General features: G+C 31.9%; 20 protein-coding genes. 15 read left to right on the forward strand and 5 right to left on the reverse strand.

What is annotated here, in order from left to right:
• The first annotated feature begins 16 nt into the window (after positions 1 to 16).
• Positions 17 to 1,408, forward strand: a complete 1,392-nt coding sequence (locus tag CLAU_RS16980; RefSeq protein ID WP_013238051.1) for a methyl-accepting chemotaxis protein — start codon at positions 17 to 19, stop codon at positions 1,406 to 1,408.
• A 100-nt stretch (positions 1,409 to 1,508) separates the two neighbouring features.
• On the opposite strand, the gene CLAU_RS16985 is transcribed toward CLAU_RS16980, so the two are convergent.
• Positions 1,509 to 2,918 (reverse strand): sodium:solute symporter family protein, encoded by a 1,410-nt coding sequence (locus CLAU_RS16985; protein WP_013238052.1) that lies wholly within the window; start codon positions 2,916 to 2,918, stop codon positions 1,509 to 1,511.
• A gap of 344 nt (positions 2,919 to 3,262) precedes the next feature.
• On the opposite strand from CLAU_RS16985, the gene CLAU_RS16990 reads away from it, so the two are divergent.
• The 3 genes from CLAU_RS16990 to CLAU_RS17000 are packed head-to-tail and all read left to right on the forward strand — an operon-like array spanning position 3,263 to position 6,449.
• Positions 3,263 to 4,060, forward strand: a complete 798-nt coding sequence (locus tag CLAU_RS16990) for an electron transfer flavoprotein subunit beta/FixA family protein (RefSeq protein ID WP_013238053.1) — start codon at positions 3,263 to 3,265, stop codon at positions 4,058 to 4,060.
• A 12-nt stretch (positions 4,061 to 4,072) separates the two neighbouring features.
• Positions 4,073 to 5,050, forward strand: coding sequence for an electron transfer flavoprotein subunit alpha/FixB family protein (locus tag CLAU_RS16995; protein ID WP_023163172.1), 978 nt, complete (start codon positions 4,073 to 4,075; stop codon positions 5,048 to 5,050).
• Between the two features lie 13 nt (positions 5,051 to 5,063).
• Positions 5,064 to 6,449 carry an FAD-binding oxidoreductase gene (locus tag CLAU_RS17000; protein ID WP_013238055.1) on the forward strand — a complete coding sequence of 462 codons (1,386 nt, stop codon included), beginning with the start codon at positions 5,064 to 5,066 and terminating at the stop codon, positions 6,447 to 6,449.
• A 173-nt stretch (positions 6,450 to 6,622) separates the two neighbouring features.
• Here the strand turns inward: CLAU_RS17000 and CLAU_RS17005 are convergent, their stop codons facing one another.
• The 3 genes from CLAU_RS17005 to CLAU_RS17015 all read right to left on the reverse strand — a co-directional run bounded on the left by CLAU_RS17005 (position 6,623) and on the right by CLAU_RS17015 (position 8,660).
• Positions 6,623 to 7,324 (reverse strand): FadR/GntR family transcriptional regulator, encoded by a 702-nt coding sequence (locus tag CLAU_RS17005; RefSeq protein ID WP_013238056.1) that lies wholly within the window; start codon positions 7,322 to 7,324, stop codon positions 6,623 to 6,625.
• A gap of 177 nt (positions 7,325 to 7,501) precedes the next feature.
• On the reverse strand, positions 7,502 to 8,071 hold the full coding sequence (locus CLAU_RS17010; RefSeq protein WP_013238057.1) for a DUF6143 family protein: 570 nt from the start codon (positions 8,069 to 8,071) through the stop codon (positions 7,502 to 7,504).
• A gap of 22 nt (positions 8,072 to 8,093) precedes the next feature.
• Positions 8,094 to 8,660, reverse strand: a complete 567-nt coding sequence (locus CLAU_RS17015; protein WP_013238058.1) for a DUF6143 family protein — start codon at positions 8,658 to 8,660, stop codon at positions 8,094 to 8,096.
• Between the two features lie 275 nt (positions 8,661 to 8,935).
• On the opposite strand from CLAU_RS17015, the gene CLAU_RS17020 reads away from it, so the two are divergent.
• From CLAU_RS17020 to CLAU_RS21260, 9 genes are all read left to right on the forward strand, one after another.
• Complete coding sequence (locus CLAU_RS17020; RefSeq protein WP_013238059.1) at positions 8,936 to 10,858, forward strand: OPT family oligopeptide transporter; 1,923 nt, start codon at positions 8,936 to 8,938, stop codon at positions 10,856 to 10,858.
• The gene (locus CLAU_RS17025) at positions 10,848 to 11,198 is read left to right on the forward strand and encodes a PqqD family protein (RefSeq protein WP_013238060.1); all 351 of its coding nucleotides are present in this window, start codon (positions 10,848 to 10,850) and stop codon (positions 11,196 to 11,198) included. Before CLAU_RS17020 ends, CLAU_RS17025 begins: the two co-directional genes overlap by 11 nt.
• A 201-nt stretch (positions 11,199 to 11,399) precedes the next feature.
• Positions 11,400 to 11,636: a FeoA family protein gene (locus CLAU_RS17030; RefSeq protein WP_013238061.1), complete on the forward strand. Its 237-nt coding sequence runs from the start codon at positions 11,400 to 11,402 to the stop codon at positions 11,634 to 11,636.
• A gap of 24 nt (positions 11,637 to 11,660) precedes the next feature.
• Positions 11,661 to 11,894, forward strand: a complete 234-nt coding sequence (locus tag CLAU_RS17035; protein WP_013238062.1) for a FeoA family protein — start codon at positions 11,661 to 11,663, stop codon at positions 11,892 to 11,894.
• A gap of 21 nt (positions 11,895 to 11,915) precedes the next feature.
• Positions 11,916 to 13,961, forward strand: a complete 2,046-nt coding sequence (gene feoB / locus CLAU_RS17040) for a ferrous iron transport protein B (RefSeq protein WP_013238063.1) — start codon at positions 11,916 to 11,918, stop codon at positions 13,959 to 13,961.
• Positions 13,962 to 14,024: 63 nt separating this feature from the next.
• Positions 14,025 to 14,303 (forward strand): winged helix-turn-helix transcriptional regulator, encoded by a 279-nt coding sequence (locus CLAU_RS17045; RefSeq protein ID WP_013238064.1) that lies wholly within the window; start codon positions 14,025 to 14,027, stop codon positions 14,301 to 14,303.
• Positions 14,304 to 14,366: 63 nt separating this feature from the next.
• Positions 14,367 to 14,795 carry a flavodoxin gene (locus CLAU_RS17050; protein WP_013238065.1) on the forward strand — a complete coding sequence of 143 codons (429 nt, stop codon included), beginning with the start codon at positions 14,367 to 14,369 and terminating at the stop codon, positions 14,793 to 14,795.
• 28 nt (positions 14,796 to 14,823) lie between these two features.
• Positions 14,824 to 15,066 carry a Protein of unknown function DUF3793 gene (locus tag CLAU_RS21255; RefSeq protein WP_023163174.1) on the forward strand — a complete coding sequence of 81 codons (243 nt, stop codon included), beginning with the start codon at positions 14,824 to 14,826 and terminating at the stop codon, positions 15,064 to 15,066.
• Between the two features lie 23 nt (positions 15,067 to 15,089).
• Positions 15,090 to 15,431, forward strand: coding sequence for a DUF3793 family protein (locus CLAU_RS21260; protein WP_013238066.1), 342 nt, complete (start codon positions 15,090 to 15,092; stop codon positions 15,429 to 15,431).
• Between the two features lie 98 nt (positions 15,432 to 15,529).
• On the opposite strand, the gene CLAU_RS17060 is transcribed toward CLAU_RS21260, so the two are convergent.
• Positions 15,530 to 15,775 (reverse strand): hypothetical protein, encoded by a 246-nt coding sequence (locus CLAU_RS17060; RefSeq protein WP_013238067.1) that lies wholly within the window; start codon positions 15,773 to 15,775, stop codon positions 15,530 to 15,532.
• Positions 15,776 to 16,604: 829 nt separating this feature from the next.
• Between CLAU_RS17060 and CLAU_RS17065 the strand changes: the two genes are divergently transcribed.
• A complete protein-coding gene (locus CLAU_RS17065; RefSeq protein ID WP_013238070.1) occupies positions 16,605 to 17,057 on the forward strand; it encodes a DUF2975 domain-containing protein in 453 nt (150 codons plus the stop codon).
• A gap of 8 nt (positions 17,058 to 17,065) precedes the next feature.
• Positions 17,066 to 17,275 carry a helix-turn-helix domain-containing protein gene (locus CLAU_RS17070; RefSeq protein WP_013238071.1) on the forward strand — a complete coding sequence of 70 codons (210 nt, stop codon included), beginning with the start codon at positions 17,066 to 17,068 and terminating at the stop codon, positions 17,273 to 17,275.
• Positions 17,276 to 17,299 lie beyond the last annotated feature (24 nt).

Consider the following 17,299-nt stretch of genomic DNA (forward strand, 5'->3'; position numbering starts at 1 on the left):
ATTAGGGGGAATCATTTTGTTTGATAGGTTATTAAAAAAAGCAGATACAAGAGAAGATCAATATGTAAGTTCAGATTATATACATAAGGACGTACTTGTAAAACTTTTTTCTGATGTAGCACAAGGTAAAATGACAAAACTAAGTTTAAGAGATGTAAAGTGCAGTGATGTGGTAGAAAAATGGAATGAAGTTATAGACGTGATGTGTGAATCCAGAAAAAAAAGAATTCTTGAAACAAATGATGTATTGCAAATGGTAATTAAAATGGATTCAATTAGAAATATTATCAAAAGTGTGGATACACAAACAGAACATTTACATTCAATGTCTCAAAATAGTGAAGAGCTAGAGGCATCTATTGAGGATGTTTCTAATATATCGCAAAAAATGTCAAAGAGTTCAAGTGATGCAAAAAAAGTATCTGAAACAGGAATAAAAAATGTGTATGATTCAGTTGAATTTGTAAAAAAATCATTTGATGATATTGACATAATAGATAAGCAGATGAAAGGTGTTAAGGAAAAAACTCATAAGATAAATGAAATAGTTGATATTGTAAAAGGTATTGCAGATCAAACAAGTTTACTGTCATTAAATGCTTCAATTGAGGCAGCAAGAGCAGGGGAACAAGGTAAAGGATTTGCTGTTGTTGCAGATGAAGTAAGAAAACTTGCTGAAAATACTACAAGTTCAGTTTTAGACATACAAAAAAATGTTTCGAATTTGCAAAAAGATATTGACTCATCAGTTGATAAAATCAACCAGACAGCTAAGCAATTAGAGTCAGGTAAAGATCTAGTTAACAGTTCGATGGATTCAATCAATATAATTGGTAATTCAATAGACAGTGTTAACGAGACGATTAATCAAGTTGCAGCAGATACAGAGGAACAAACTGCAGCAACCCAGTCTTTTGCTAGTAGTATTATGGAGCTATCGCAGCATGCTGATCATATAGACAGTAATTGTAAAGGTATTGGAAAATTTATATATGATTTAAGTAAAAGAATAGACTCTATGAGAATTGATATGCTTAAAAATAAATCATGTCTCACAGATTGTGATATGATCGAAATATATAAAACTGACCATTTAATTTGGAGATGGAGAATATATAATATGCTTCTTGGTAACGAAAAAGTAAATACTAATGAGGTAGGGGATTATAAGGGATGCAGACTTGGAAAATGGTATTATAATATAGATAGTGATAAGTTTAAAAATAGCAAGGCCTTTGTAGAGTTGGAAAAATCACATATAGAATTACATGAAGTTGCAAAAGAAGCTGCTATTGCATATGAGAGAAATGATATAAAGATGGCAGAAGAATGTCTTGAAAGAATGGATATGTGTTCAAAAAAGGTATTTGCTCTAATGGATGAGATAAAAAACATCAAACTAAACTAGTGACATTACATTTATAGGGTTTCTAACTAAAAAATCAACTTATACGGAGTATAAGTTGATTTTTCGTTTAGAATCACTATAGATAAAAAATCAATATTTATTAAGCAATGTTTTCTTCTTTGTCGATAGCAGATTCAACTTTATTTTTATCTATTGAATTAACAATTATATATGCAAGTAATCCTACAATTATACCAAAGATTATTGGATAATTAGAGTCAACTCCATATTTAAAAAAGGTTCCAGAAACTACTATAGTACTTAAAAATAATGATACAAGGCCTGCTTTTGGACTGAACTTTTTAAGCACAAATGCAGCAAGTACAGGTACGAATACACATCCTGACAGATAAGCATAGGCCATATCCAGTGCTGTAAGTACATCTTGAATCAAAAATGCTATTATCATAACTCCAATTCCAATTAAACAAGCAAAAAGTCTATTAATTACAATTGATTTCTTTTCATCAGGATTTTTATTAATAAAACGAGTATACACATCATTGTAAAGTATAGTAGAAGATGCAAGGATAGAACCACTGGCAACTGACATTGTAGCAGCCATAGCAGCAGCTATAACAAAACCTTTAAGTCCAATTGGCAGGAATAAAGAAACTCCTGAAACAAAGGCGTTTTGAGGATCTTTTAATGATGGTAAAGCTATGTATACACACATACCTAGTAAAATAGCAGCAGCTCCATATATCATACTGTAAAATCCAGCTAAAATAGTTCCTCTTTTAGCAATTTTTCCATTTCTTGCTGTAAAAATACGCTGCCATATATCCTGTCCAATTATTAAACCAGGGATATACATTAGAAGATACATTACAATACTATCATATCCTATACCTGTTATACTAAGGTGTGATTGAGGCACTGATGTTAAGATGTGGTGAATACCGCCCATTTTTACTATAGCAAATATAGGGATTAATATAACAATACCAAGAGTTTTTATGACAAATTGGATGATATCTGTCATGGAAACAGACCACATTCCTCCTATAAAGGTATAAAATATTACAATTCCACCGCCAACTAGCATAGAAATTTGTGTATTCCAGCCCATTATACCGCTTATTATTGCTCCAACAGATACAACTTGTACAACACTCATCATCATTGTATATACGAATGTAAGTAATGAACTAAATATTCTTGCAGATTTACCATAGTTATTTTCTATAACTTCATTAATACTAAGTGCTTTCATTTTTGAAAGCTTGGAGGAAACTAAAAATCCAAGGGCTATTAAGCCTAAGCCTAAACTTCCTGCTAACCAAATACCAGATACACCAAACGTATATCCTAATTTTGCACCTCCTACTGTTGCTGCACCGCCTATTGCAAGGGCAGCCATGCATCCAAAAAACATTGGAAATCCTAGTCTTCTACCAGCTACTAGATAATCTTCCTTTGTTTTTGTAAATTTTGTTGAAATGATACCAATACTTATCATTACAATAAAGTATAAAATAATAATACCGTAATCAAATGTAGTTAACATTTAATAACCTCCTTTAAGTTTATCTATACTTAACAGATTTTTAAATATAATTTTTGAATATTTATTAAAAAAGTTTATAATCTGTTAGTATTAAATTTTTCATGTACATAATCATTTAATATTAATATCAAATTTAGTGATCTTGAGAATATGTCGCTATTTGAAATATAAAATAACATTATTTGAAACGACGTTTCTTGATATAATATTATCACTTATAAAATTAAAATCAATATAAATATACAAATTTTTATTATTTTTTTTGCATAATAATTCATACTTAATATTGACTTAGTGATCTCTTAATGATAATCTACGTGGTAAGACCACTAGGAGGAGTATTTATGAAGATAATTGTACTTATAAAAGAAGTTCCAGATATGGAAAAAGTAAGATTTGACAGTGAAAAAGGTGTTGTGGACAGGTCGTCTGCTGAAGCTGAAATCAACCCCTTTGATCTAAATGCCCTGCAGGAGGCAGTTAATTTAAAAAACAAATTTGGAGGAGAGATAACTGTTATTACTATGGGGCTTCCAAGATCAGAAAAATCACTAAGAGATGCCTATGCTAGAGGTGCAGACAGGGGAATTCTTTTAACGGATAGAAAATTTGGTGGAGCTGATACATGGGCAACAGCCAATACCATTGCCGCTGAAATTAGAAAAATAAAAGATTATGATCTTATTATTTGCGGTGAGAAATCTGTTGATGGGGATACAGCTCAAGTTGGGGCAGAAGTAGCTGAATTTTTAAATATACCCCATGCTTATTATGTTGAAAAAGTTAATGCTGTTTCAAGAAGTGAAATTGAAGTAACCATTGAAAATATTTGTGGAAAAAAACAAAATAGAAAAATGAAAATACCAGCACTAATAAGTGTAACTAAGAATATCAATTATCCTGAGTTACCTTTATTAGAAAGGAAACTTGAATCATTAAAAATTGAAATAGAAAAATGTTCTTTAGAAAACCTTTATGGTTATATAAAAGAGGAAGAAGCAGGTTTTAACGGTTCTAAGACTAAAGTTGTTAAAATAGCGGTACCAAAGGAAGTAAAGCGCGAAAGTAAAATTTATAAAGGCAATTTAAATTGTTATATGAAAGATGTAATTCATATGATGAAAGACAAAAATATAATATGAGGTGGTGACAACATGAAAGATTATAAGGGTATTCTCATTTATGTGGAACAAAATGAAGGCATTATACACAAAGTAAGTTACGACCTCATTAATAAAGCAAAGGAACTCTGCAAACAGAGTAATTCACCTCTATACTGTCTGGTTCTTGGAGATGAAGGCATAGATGTTAAAGAGCTGAATTACTGCGGAGCAGATAAAGTATTTTACATGAAAGATGGATGTTTTGAAAATCCGGAAGAATATCTGTTTAAGGAGAACATAGTTAAATTTGTGAAAGAATACAAACCAGAAACAATATTAATAGGCGCTACTAATTTTGGACGTTCTCTTGCACCTAGAATTGCAGCAGCTTTGAAAATAGGGCTTACGGCAGATTGTACGGATTTAAAAATGGATGAAGATGGAAAAGTTATACAAGTTAGGCCAGCCTTTAGTAATAATATCTTTGCTCATATAAAATCCAAAGGTTTTCCCCAAATGGCTACAGTGAGGTACAAAGAATTTAATGAGGCAGAGAGAAATGAAAAAAAGGACATAAATGTTTCAGTAATAGAACCTTATGTTAGGTCATATGACAAAGTAAGCTGGATACAGAAGTTTAAGGAAGAAAATTTTGATATTACAGAAGCAGAAGTTGTAGTTGCTGCTGGCAGGGGAATTAAAAAAGCAGAAGATTTACATATGCTTCATAAACTTGCTTCATTACTTGGCGGCGAAATTGGAGCATCAAGGGCTCTTGTAGATACAGGAATGATTGGAAGTACCCATCAAATAGGTTACAGTGGAAACAGGGTAAAACCAAAGCTTTACATAGCCTGTGGTATATCCGGTGCTCCACAGCATATAGCAGGTATGAAGGAATCAGAAGTTATTGTTGCCATTAACAGTGATCCTTCTGCACCCATATTTAATATTGCAGACTACGGATATGTAGGAGATTTATATGAAGTTATTCCGAAAATGATTGAAAAAATAAACTCAAGTAAATAAAGGAGGCTTGGTGATGGAACAAGGAACAATTGATTATTTAATAAATACTGTTGGCAGCGACTTTGTAATAACAAATCCTGAGCAAAAGTTATCTTATATGTATGATGAAATAGAACATAATGTAAGACCTAAGGTAAATATGGACTCGATAGTTGTAAAGCCGCTTAATTCAAAGGAAATATCTGAAATTGTAAAATATGCAGGTGAAAACAAAATTCCTATTGTAGTACACGGTGGTGGGACAGGACTCTGTGGAGGTGCTAGTCCAATAAAAGAAAGTATTGTAATTTCAATGGAAAGAATGAATAAAATCGTTGAAATAGATGAGAAAAATATGATGGCAGTAGTTGAAGCAGGTGTTACACTGGCTCAGCTGATTGAAGAATTGGAAAAGCACAGCGGAATATGTTTTCCTGTGCACCCTGGAGACGAGGGAGCACAAATGGGAGGTATGGTTGCAACCAATGCAGGCGGAGCAAGAGCTGTAAAGCACGGTATTATGAGAAATCATATAAAAGGTATTGAAGTAGTTCTCCCAAATGGTGAAATACTAAACCTTGGAGGGAAATTACTTAAGGATAATACAGGATATAACCTTTTACAATTGATTATGGGAAGTGAAGGAACTCTTGCCATTATAACAAAGATTACTTTTAGATTGTATCCTGAAGATAAGTTCACGGCTTCCATAGTGCTAGCTTTCGAAAATATAAGTGATGCCTCAAATGCAGTTCTCGAAATTATGAAAAATGGAGTTGCTCCACTTGCAGTAGAATATCAGGACAGATATTTAAATGTAAAATCTGCCGAAATACTTGGACTTCACTGGCCTCTTGATAAGGGCATGGCTGATCTTCTTATTATTTTATCAGAGAAAAGTGAGGAAGCACTATACGCTTCCTGCCAAATAATTAATAATGTATGCAAGAAATATAATGCAAGTAAAGCTGTATTTGCAGGTACTAAAAAGGAGCAGGCTGAAATGCTTGCCATAAGAAGCGGCAGTTATGAAGTAATAAAGGAGAATATTGCCTATTCCTTTGATATGGCAGTTCCGGCAGGATATATGCCTGATTTTTTAAATGATTTGTGGAAGCTTGTGGATTCCTACGGTACAAAGTCTTATATAACAGCACATTTGGCTGATGGAAATGTACATAATGATATTTATATGGTGGATGGTAAAAATCCTGAATATCTAGAAGAACTTAAAATGAAAATGTACAAACTCTGCTTTAAATATGGCGGTACTTTAACCGGCGAGCACGGCATAGGAAAGTTAAGAATAAGGGATTTAACTTTTCAGAAGTCGAAAGCAGAAATTGAGCTTATGAAAAGCATAAAAAGGGTATTTGACCCGAATAATATTCTCAATCCAGGTACAGTGCTGGAAATGTAACTGTAAAATTATAGAGTTTCTAATTTAAAGTTAGATTTATATACATTAATAGATTATTAGTAATTGAAAATTATGTTTAAGTTAAGAATTAATAATGAAAAATTAATAGTGAAGGATGATTTTTAGCCGTCGCAAAAAATCTATATTAACTATTAATTCATAACTATTAATTCTTAATTCATTTTCTTAAGCAATTCCATATCTATTTTTTTAAGATGATTCTTTAAAGCCTCTTCGGCACCATTGGGGTTGTGGCTTTCTATAGCTTTAAGGATGCATAAGTGTTCTTCGTATATATTATGTATAGATTTTTCTTCGTATATTGAAATATTCACGGTTTTGTCAATAAAAATATCCATTAAGTAGGAAAGACTGTTCCATGTAGTGATAAATAATTCATTACCTGACAATTTAATGATTTCATAGTGGAATTCTTTATCAAATTCTGCTTTTTTACTTTCATCATTTTCATTTATCATGTTTTTATATATTTTATACAATTTTTTTATGTCTTGTTTTGAGGCATTTTTGGCAGTAGCTTTTACAGAGGAAGATTCCAGGACTTCTCTAAGATCAAATAAGTCTTGAATACTCCCATTGCTCAATTTAAAGGATATGGACAGCGGCTTATAGTAACTGTCATTAATATTGTTAGATATAAAGTTTCCCTGACCATGCTTCCTTTCGATTAAGCCAATTATCTCGAGAGCTTTTAAAGCTTCTCTTAAAGCTGGACGTCCAACCTTCCATATTTCTGTTAGTTGTCTTTCAGGCGGTAATTTATCGCCAATTTTCAATTCATCATGTAATATCATATTTTGTATTTTTTCAATAATAGATTGAACTACATTTTTATTTTCAGTGCTTTCAGACATAGTAACTCCTTTGCATATTTAAGTCTATATAATGTTATCATAACTGGGTCAGAAATTGAAGTGTATGCTGAAGATGTATGTGATGAGAAGTTTAAAGTTAGGGCAATTTCAAATGAAATTGAATAAGAATCCTGTTAATAAACATCAGGTGGAGTTTAAAACTCCGCCTGATGTTTACTAACATATTATTTTTTCTTCCCACCATGTATAATCTACAGTTGCTGCAGCAGACTGATTAGGAGTTTCAGGGTTTGATAAGAAAATTAGAAATGATCCTCCAGGAGGAAATATAAACTTTCCCACTTCCTCATCACCAACTGTAACGTCTGGAAGAGCTCTTCTAACGAAAGCTTTTTTACCTCCAAGGGGCTCATTAATTACATTAATTGCCTCAAATAATCCTATTTTGGGTTTAGGCGGTGGACAAAGAGCTGTATTGCCAGGAATTACTGTTGTAACTCTTATTGCATTTCCTGATGGCTGACTATTAAACCATATTTGGGCTCTTATTGCTGATTTTCCTGTATTTGAAACCTGCCAAGAATAAACATGTAAGTTAACACCTGAATTATTAGGATTGAATAAACCTGCCCATGCACTTTTACCATTCCCAAATTCTAGTTCATCTGTAGCCCCAACAAAATATTTTCCTTGAAGTGATAGATACAAAGCATATGGCATACTGGCTACTTGAGTTATTGGATTTGCTAAAAGAACTGATTTTTTGTTGTTATTGCAGCTTCCCATTTGAGATAATGCCTCCTATTCTCTATTTGATTTCTTGAATTTTTTCTTCCGACCATCCAAAAGCGACTCGACCTTCTCCAATTTCATTTGATTCTTCTAAATTTGACAAGGAAATAATAAATGATCCTCCTGGTGGAAATATAAATTTACCAACTTCTTCACTTGCAATTGTAACTTCCGGAGTAACTTTCCTTGTAAATACATTGTCTCCATCATAGGGCTCATTAAGTGCATTATTTGCTTGAAGTAAATTTACTCTTGGTATTGGTAATGTCTTAAAAGCAGTGTTGGAAGGTGTCACCAATTCTGATTTAACAGGCTCACCAGATGGTTCTGCATTAAACCATATCCGCGCTGTTAATGGCGACTTTCCCACATTTGTAACAGTCCAAACATATATATGAAGATTTACTCTAGAATTAACTGGATTTACTAATCCTGCCCAGGCTATATTTTTATCTTGAAATTTCATATCATCTGCATATCCTACAAAGTACTTTCCTTGAAGTGATAAATATAAGGCATAAGGCATATCAGCCACTTGAGTTATTGGATTGGGCAAAAGAATTGAATTTTTATAATTTTCCACTTTTATCACGTCTCCTATTAAGGTATTTTCTTATGAAAAATACACTTCTTAGTCATATAATATTTGTACTATATAAGTTTTGTGAGAGCACGTCCAATAAAAACATTATAAATAATTTGTTATCGTTGATCATAAATAGCATCACTATTGCAAGTTAAAAGCCATTTTAATTTATTTAATAAACAAATCTTTTTATTTATAAAAATTTAAAAGTGCATTTTTGACATCAATTATGCTATAATTATGATTGTAAAATATAAAAGGAGGTACATATAATGAATAAAAAGTTATCTAAAGATGCATATGGCGGCGTAGCTGGTAAAGACTATGTTCCTTACATATCCGATGGCTCTAAATCTGGTGGAAATGTTGCTGTATTAACAATCGGTATTATTCTAGCTGTACTATTTGCAGCATCTACTGCCTATTCAGGTATGAAATCAGGGCTTACAGTTGCTGCTGGTATACCTGGATCTATAATAGGATCTGTATTTATAGCTATATTTGCTAAAAAGAAAGGTATCCTTGGCAAAAATTTGGTCCAAGGTATGTCAAGTGGTGGAGAATCAATTGCTAGTGGTATGATATTTGTTTTACCTGCAATAATTTTAATAGGTTCAAAATTTTCTTTCTTGGAAGGCTTTGTTGTTGGTGTAGGAGGAGTTTTATTTGGAATAGGAATAGCTTCTCTTGTTTACAATTATTTAATAATTGAAGAACATGGTAAATTAATGTACCCTGAGTCAATGGCCATATCTGAAACACTTGTTGCTTCAGAAGGTGCTAAAGAATCAGTAAAGTATATGGGAATAGGCTTTGGAATAGGTGGTATTATAACTGTTTTTACTAGTTCATTCTTAAATGTAGCTAATGATGTTATAAGCTATGTAAACGAGTCTTTTTATAAGTGGAAATTTGAAGTTGAAGCTAACCCTCTATTATTAGGTATAGGATTTATAGTTGGCATAGATGTTTCCTTAACTATGTTTGCTGGTTCTATATTATCTAACTTTGCTGTTACACCTTTAATAGGTTATTTCGTTTCTCTTGGAAAAGGCGGTGCAACTGTATGGAATAATTCACATGTTGCTTTAAGTGCCATGCAAGTTAAGGATATAACAGGCAGTTATGTAAAATATATCGGAGCAGGTATGATGCTTTCTGGCGGTTTTATAGGTGCTATAAAACTTATACCAACTATAGTATCTTCTGTAAAGGAAACTCTTGGTGCCAAGTCTTCAAAGGGTTCTGGTAGTTCATCTGCTGAAAATTTAATATTATTTGGTGGTATAATAATAGGATTCGTAGGTGGCTTCATGATATCTGGTGGTAATATACTAATGGCAATAATAGCTTCTATTTTATCACTGTTGTTGTCAATGCTATTTGTTATAGTTTCTGGTCGTTTAACTGGTACTATAGGAACTTCAAATCTTCCTGTATCCGGTATGACTATAGCTTCTATAGTTATTGTAACATTATTATTTGTTACAATGGGATGGAAAAGTTCTGTAAATAACAGATCTTTACTTTTATTTGGTACATTTATAGTTACCGCTATATCTGCAGCTGGTGGTTACTGTCAATCACAAAAAGTTACTTTCCTAATTGGTGGTGACAAAAATGAAATGCAAAAATACTTTACTATAGCTGGTATAGTTGGTGCTGCAGTAGTTACTGGTGTTATACTATTACTTTCAAGTCAACTTGCAATGACTGGTGATAACGTACCATTTGCATTACCTCAAGCTAATCTAATGTCAACATTAACGGGTGGTATAATGTCAGGTAGTTTGCCTTGGGTTATGATAATTGTTGGTATTGTTATGGGAGTTACTTTATTCTTATTAAAACTTCCTGTAATGACAATTGCAATAGGATTCTATTTGCCAATATCTACAAATGCCATAATATTAATAGGCGCATTTGTTCGTCTATTTGTAGAAAAGACTTCTAAAAGTGAAAAACAAAAAGAAGCCAGAGTTTCTAATGGTATAAGTTTATCTTCTGGACTCGTTGCTGGTGGTTCCATAATAGGACTTGTAGGCATAATACTTATAAATGTATTAAAAGTTGTAAAAGTAGGTGAACCGAGTGGATTTGCTGCTTCTAATGGAATGGGATATGTAGTATTAGCAGCGTTAATAATAGCTTCCATAATACCTATAATGAAGAGTAAGGAAAAAAATGCCGAATAACAACGAAGAGGTATTAAATATAATATTTAAAATCTCTGATAATTTAGAATATGAGGTAGATGAAGACAGCATTGTGACTATACTTGAAAAACAAGATCATAAGATTCAAAAGTTCTTTAGAAAAATTAAATTTAGAATTCCAGAATACAAAAAAATTACTCTGGACGAATATTCAAGTTATGTGTTTTTACAGATAGATGGAAAGAAAACTGTAAAAGCTATTGGAGAAAATTTAGAAGCAAAGTATGGTGATAAAGTTAATCCGCTTTATGAAAGATTGTTGTTATTCTTAAACCATATAGATGTTAATTGTCACTATATAGAAAAAACAAATTCATAAAAATAAAGATGGCGCTATGTGGTAGCTGCCATCTTTATTTTTATGAATTTTTACAAACTTCAAATAGAATATATAAAGCAAATATGCTATTGACATATTTAGAAGTAAGTACTAATATATATAATATAATTGATTATGATTATCAATATCAATTGCAAATATTGTACATAAAAATTGTACTATTTTTAGGAGAGTGATATTATGGCCAATAGTATAGGACTTAATGAAGTCAAAATTAAATCAAGAGTTAAGGTAGTTCAAATATTACCTGAAAGTAAAGTAAGAAAAAAAATTATGGACATGGGTATTGTAAGAGGGACTGAAATTGTTGTAGCAGGAAAAGCACCCATGGGTGATCCAATAGAACTTCAGGTTAGAGGATACAGCTTAAGTTTAAGAAAAAATGAAGCAAAAGATATTTTAGTAGAGCTAGTATAAAAAATTTGTTAGGAGGTGATTCATATGATTGAAAGCAATATGCCGTTAAATGCTGTTTCAATGGGGAGAAGCGCCGAAATAAAAGATGTAGTTGGCAGTGAAATTATGTGCAAGAAGCTTATGGAAATGGGACTTAGTAAAGGAACTATAATTAAAATAATGAATAATGACATAGGACATTTGGTAGTAAAACTTGGTGAAACCAGGCTTGTACTTGGGCGTTCAATGGCACAAAAAGTTATGGTTAGAGAAGTTTAAAGTTAATATATTGGAGGCTTGATGATGAATAAAAATTTGGTTATTGCTTTAGCGGGCAATCCTAACTGCGGTAAAACTAGTTTATTTAATGAACTTACAGGCTCAAGACAGCATGTAGGGAATTGGCCGGGTGTTACAGTTGAGAAAAAAGAGGGAAAATTAAAATTTCAAGGTAGAGATATAACAGTAGTTGATTTGCCAGGAACGTATAGTTTAGGGGCATATTCAGAGGATGAAGTTGTAGCTCGTGATTTTATACTTAAAGAAAAACCTGATGTGGTTATTAATGTAGTAGATTCCTGTAATCTTGAAAGAAATTTATATCTTACGATGCAGATTCTTGAAACTGGAGCTAAAGTAGTTTTAGCACTTAATATGATGGATGAAGCTAAAAATAAAGATATAAAAATCGATGCGAAAAAATTATCCAGTGCTATTGGAATACCAGCAGTTCCAACAGTAGCAACTAAAGGTCAGGGAATAAATGGGTTAATAAGTGAAGCTGTTAAGCTTGGAGATTTAAAAGAGTATAATTTATATAAAATTGATTATGGTGCTGAAGTAGAAAGAGAAACAGGAAAAATAGAACTTGCTTTTTCAGAAGCAGCTGCAGCTCTTGAATATCCATCTTTCTGGACGGCATTAAAGCTTATAGAAAATGATGAATATATAAATAAATATGTGGGTGAGAAAGTAAAAACAAATGCAATAAAGAAACAGGTTCAAAATAGTATAGAAAAAATTACTAAGTCTATTGGCTATGAGCCGGATGCTTTTATAATTGACAAAAGGTATGAAAAGATAAGCAGTGTTGTTAAAGATAGTGTAAAGAAAAATACAGTTGTTAAAGAAACTGTTTCGGATAAAATAGATAAAGTAATTACCAATAAATGGCTTGGAATACCTATATTTGCACTTATAATGTTTGGTGTTTATCAGATTTCAATAGGTCTTGGTAATGGCCCACTTGCTGATTTAGTAAATGACTGGATAGGTAAGCTTGGAGCTAGCGTGGATTTTGGACTTCAACATATAGGGGCACCTGGACTTTTGGGCGATTTTGTTAGAGATGGTATTTTTGGTGGTGTTGGTTCAGTACTTGGATTTATGCCTATGATTTTGATAATGTTTTTCTTAATATCCCTTCTGGAAGACAGCGGATATATGGCAAGAGCTGCTTATGTAATGGACAGGCTCATGCATGCAGTTGGGCTCCATGGTAAAACAGCAGTATCACTTATAATTGGATCAGGTTGTAATGTTGCAGGAATAATGTCGGCAAGAACTCTTGAAAACAAGAAGGATAGAATGATAGCTATTTTAATAAGTCCTTTCATTTCATGTCCGGCAAGGCTTGAAATTTATGGATTATTTATTGGAGCATTCTTTGCAAACAAAACAGTAGGTATATTTAGTGAAGGCGGACTTATTGTATTTATACTCTATGCTTTAGGTATTGCAGTTGCAATATTGATGGGGAAATTTTTTAGTTCAAAAGTATTTAAAGGTGAAAATTCATATTTTGTTATGGAATTACCTCCATATCGTATACCAACTCTTAAAGGAATTTTAATTCATATGTGGGAAAAATCAAGTCACTTTTTAAAGAAGGCAGGAACCGTTATTTTAGTTGTATGTATAGTTGTTTGGATTCTTACTAATTTACCAGCAGGTGCACCACAAGACAAAACTATATTAGCAAGATTAGGATCATTAATAGCTCCTATATTTAAACCGGCAGGTTTTGGAACATGGCAGGCAGGAGTTGCACTTATTACAGGATTTGCAGCTAAAGAAGCCGTTGTTGGTACTTTTGGAACAATTTATGGAGTAGAGGAAGGAGTACATCTCTTCCATGCAATACAAAATACTTTTACACCGCTTACAGCAATGTCATTTATGGTAATGTGCCTTTTATATGTACCATGTGTTGCAACTATAGGAGCAGTAAAAAGTGAAACAAATTCAAGTAAATGGACATGGGCAGCAGTAGGGTATACTTGTGCAATTGGATGGATATGTGCAGTAATAGTATACCAGGTAGGAAGATTGATGGGATTTGTTTAAATTACACTTTTAATGAGAATGAATATTAATATCATTAAAAAGAAATACGAAAGGATGATTTTTATGATTATGAAAATTTTGAAGAGACTTTCAAAAGGAGGACTGTATTCAAATAAAATTATGGCTAAAGAACTTGGAATAGATGAAGGCCTGGTTGAGCAAATGATATCGCAGCTTGAAAGACTTGGATATATAAAGCGAGATAATATGAATGCTTCATCAGGTTGTGATTGTGGATGCTGCGATTCAAAAAAGAAAAAAAGTTGCTGCAGTGGTAAAGACAATATAAGCATAGATTTGTGGAAGCTTACGGAGAAGGGAAAAGCAGTAGTTGCTGGATAAAAATTGCTTTTATATTGATAATGATAGTCAACAAATAAAACTGATTATAAGGAGGATTAAGTTATGAAAAAAATATCAATTATTTATTGGAGTGGTACAGGAAATACTGAGACTATGGCAAAAGCAATACGAGAAGGAGCCAAAAGTGAAAATGTAGATGTTAAACTTGTTGGTGTAGGCGAAGCAAGTGTAGAAGATGTGTCAGGTGCAGATATTGTTGCCTTTGGATGCCCTGCAATGGGTGATGAACAGCTTGAAGAAAATGAAATGGAACCATTTATAAAATCTATTTTACATGATATTAAAGATAAAGATATTGTTCTATTTGGTTCATATGGTTGGGGTAGCGGAGATTGGATGACTAACTGGGAAGATCAGATGAAGGAGTACGGAGCAAATCTCGTAGAAGAAAGCCTTATAATAAATGAAGAACCGGATGATGATGGACTAGAAAAATGTGAAAAACTAGGCGAGGCATTAGCAGAAAAATAAAAATTTTTAAATATAGGGGAGGTTATTTATGAGTAGAGAACAGGTAAATAAATTTTTTAATATAATTAATGAGTATAATGATTTTGAATACTTATTGTATGTGATAATATGCCATTGTGCTCCAACTTTAAAAAGACAAAAAATAGCCTCCCTTATTATATTTAGTGATAATGGAAGAAAGCTAAATTTAATATGGGAAAAATATAAGGATAGAATAAAAGAAAATTTAAGGATTAGTTTTTTTGAATTGAGAAGGAATAAAAAAATATAACAGTATTATTCTATAACGATAAAATGTTGGAGACAAGTATAAAGTGTCAAAAAAATATAGATTTTCTAAATAGATTTGGATATACAAATGAAATGGATCTTAACCAATGTTTATGCCATTTAAGTAAAAGGTTTCAGAAAATATGTCCACACGAGATAGGCGTATTTCTAGGATATCCTATAGAAGATGTAATAACGTTTGTAGATTGTCCTAGTATAAAATGTAAAATGATAGGCTATTGGAAGGTTTACCATGATGTAGAAAATGCTAAAGTGATTTTTAATAGATATGATTTAATAAAGAAAAAAATAAGGCGGCTAATTCTTAAAGGATATAAACCTACTCAATTGATACTAAATGTATAAATTTATTGTCTAAGATGATGATTGCAAAATATGTTATAGAAAAATAATGGGTATAGATTTGGTTCTTTCACAAATCTATACCCATTCCTCTAGAAACCCTATATTTGAACTTTTAATGCATTTGGTTCATATACTTTGGGCACTGCTCTTGCCATAAAAATTAAAGTTGCAATCAAAAATATTGTAACTACAATAAAAAGTACATATTGGTAAGCAAATTTGCTTAAAACAAATCTGCAAATTAATGATCCAAATGGAACAGCTCCCAGGCAGAAAACCCCTATTATGGAAAAGAACCGTGTCCTCATTTCAATTGGAACCATCCTTTGAAGGTTGACATTCATAGGTTATATTCTTATAAGTTATGAGAAATGAACAAATTGCAGATATTATAAGTGACAGTCCATTTAAATAAAATACTGTTTGAATTCCAAAGAGTTCGGCATATTATACCTCCGATAGAAGGTCCTATAATCATTGAAATTGTATCACTTCCACCTCTGATGGATGTAGGCTCTCATAAGTTTTTCTTCACCCGCCAGTTCTGGAAGGATTGCTGTAGATGATGCTAGGAAAATGCTGTCCATAATAGAAATAAATATTTGAAGAAGGAATAGTATATATATATTTAAATTGTTAGATAAGGCTAAAATCCCTAAACAAATTATTAAAATTGCCATGCCTGTATCGGTTACTAATATGATTGACGTCCTTTGACTGAACGCCTACAATCTTTAAATCTTTGTACTCATTTAAAATATCAATGCAACTTGAAAGATTTTTAAGCATATCTGCATTTACATATTTTTTATCTTTTCGGGAATATACCTTTGCACAAATGGAGTCTTTACAATTGAAAGTCCAAATTTTAAAAATATATTTTGCATTTTGTGGTATAGAAATTTTTCCTATAGTTTTAAACATGGTCTTTATGAATTTAATTGTAGTTTCAGAAGTAAAATAGAATGTAGGAATTGTACCTCTAAATCTAAATTTATATAAAACATTTTTGTATAAATCAGAACTGCTCCTATTTACTGTAAAATAATTGATGTGTAGTTTAGTTATCTCAAATACAACAATAAATACATAGCGGAAATCAATAAGTTTTTATTGAAAAACAATAAAAAGCATGTTATCTTATACACAAGAATTAAAAGTGAGGTGCTTTTTATGAAACTAGAATCAACAATTTTTTTAAAGATAGCTGTTATTTTTATTGGAAGTCCAGTTCTTGCTTTGTGCATATTTTGGTTACCTGGATTTGTAAATTATTTGTCTTATCCCATTTTAGCAGGTGTGTATACCACAGCAATATCGTTTTTCTTTGCTCTGTATCAGGCATTAAAACTTTTAAGCTATATTGACAAGAACAAAGCTTTCTCAGAGTTATCTGTAAATGCTTTAAAGTATATAAAATATTGTGCAATTACAATTAGTATTTTGTATGCAGCACTAATACCACTCTTATTTCCCATAGCAGATGCAGATGATGCACCAGGTCTTGTAGCATTTCCAATTATTTTTACTTTTGCATCCATTGTGATTGCAGTTTTTGCTGCCGTTCTTCAAAAGCTTTTAAAAGAAGCTATAAATATAAAATCAGAAAATGACTTAACAGTTTGAGGTGATATATGGCCATTATAATTAATGTAGATGTGATGTTAGCTAAAAGAAAAATGAGCGTAACTGAACTTTCAGAGAAAGTTGGAATAACTATGGCAAATCTCTCTATACTAAAGAATGGAAAGGCAAAAGCTATTCGATTTTCAACTTTAGAAGGAATATGTAAAGCTTTGGGATGCCAACCAGGTGATATTTTAGAATACAGAAATGATGGATAAATGGAATGCTCTGTACTGCAAGTA

This window comes from Clostridium autoethanogenum DSM 10061 (assembly GCF_001484725.1).
Taxonomy (GTDB): Bacteria; Bacillota; Clostridia; order Clostridiales; family Clostridiaceae; genus Clostridium_B; species Clostridium_B ljungdahlii.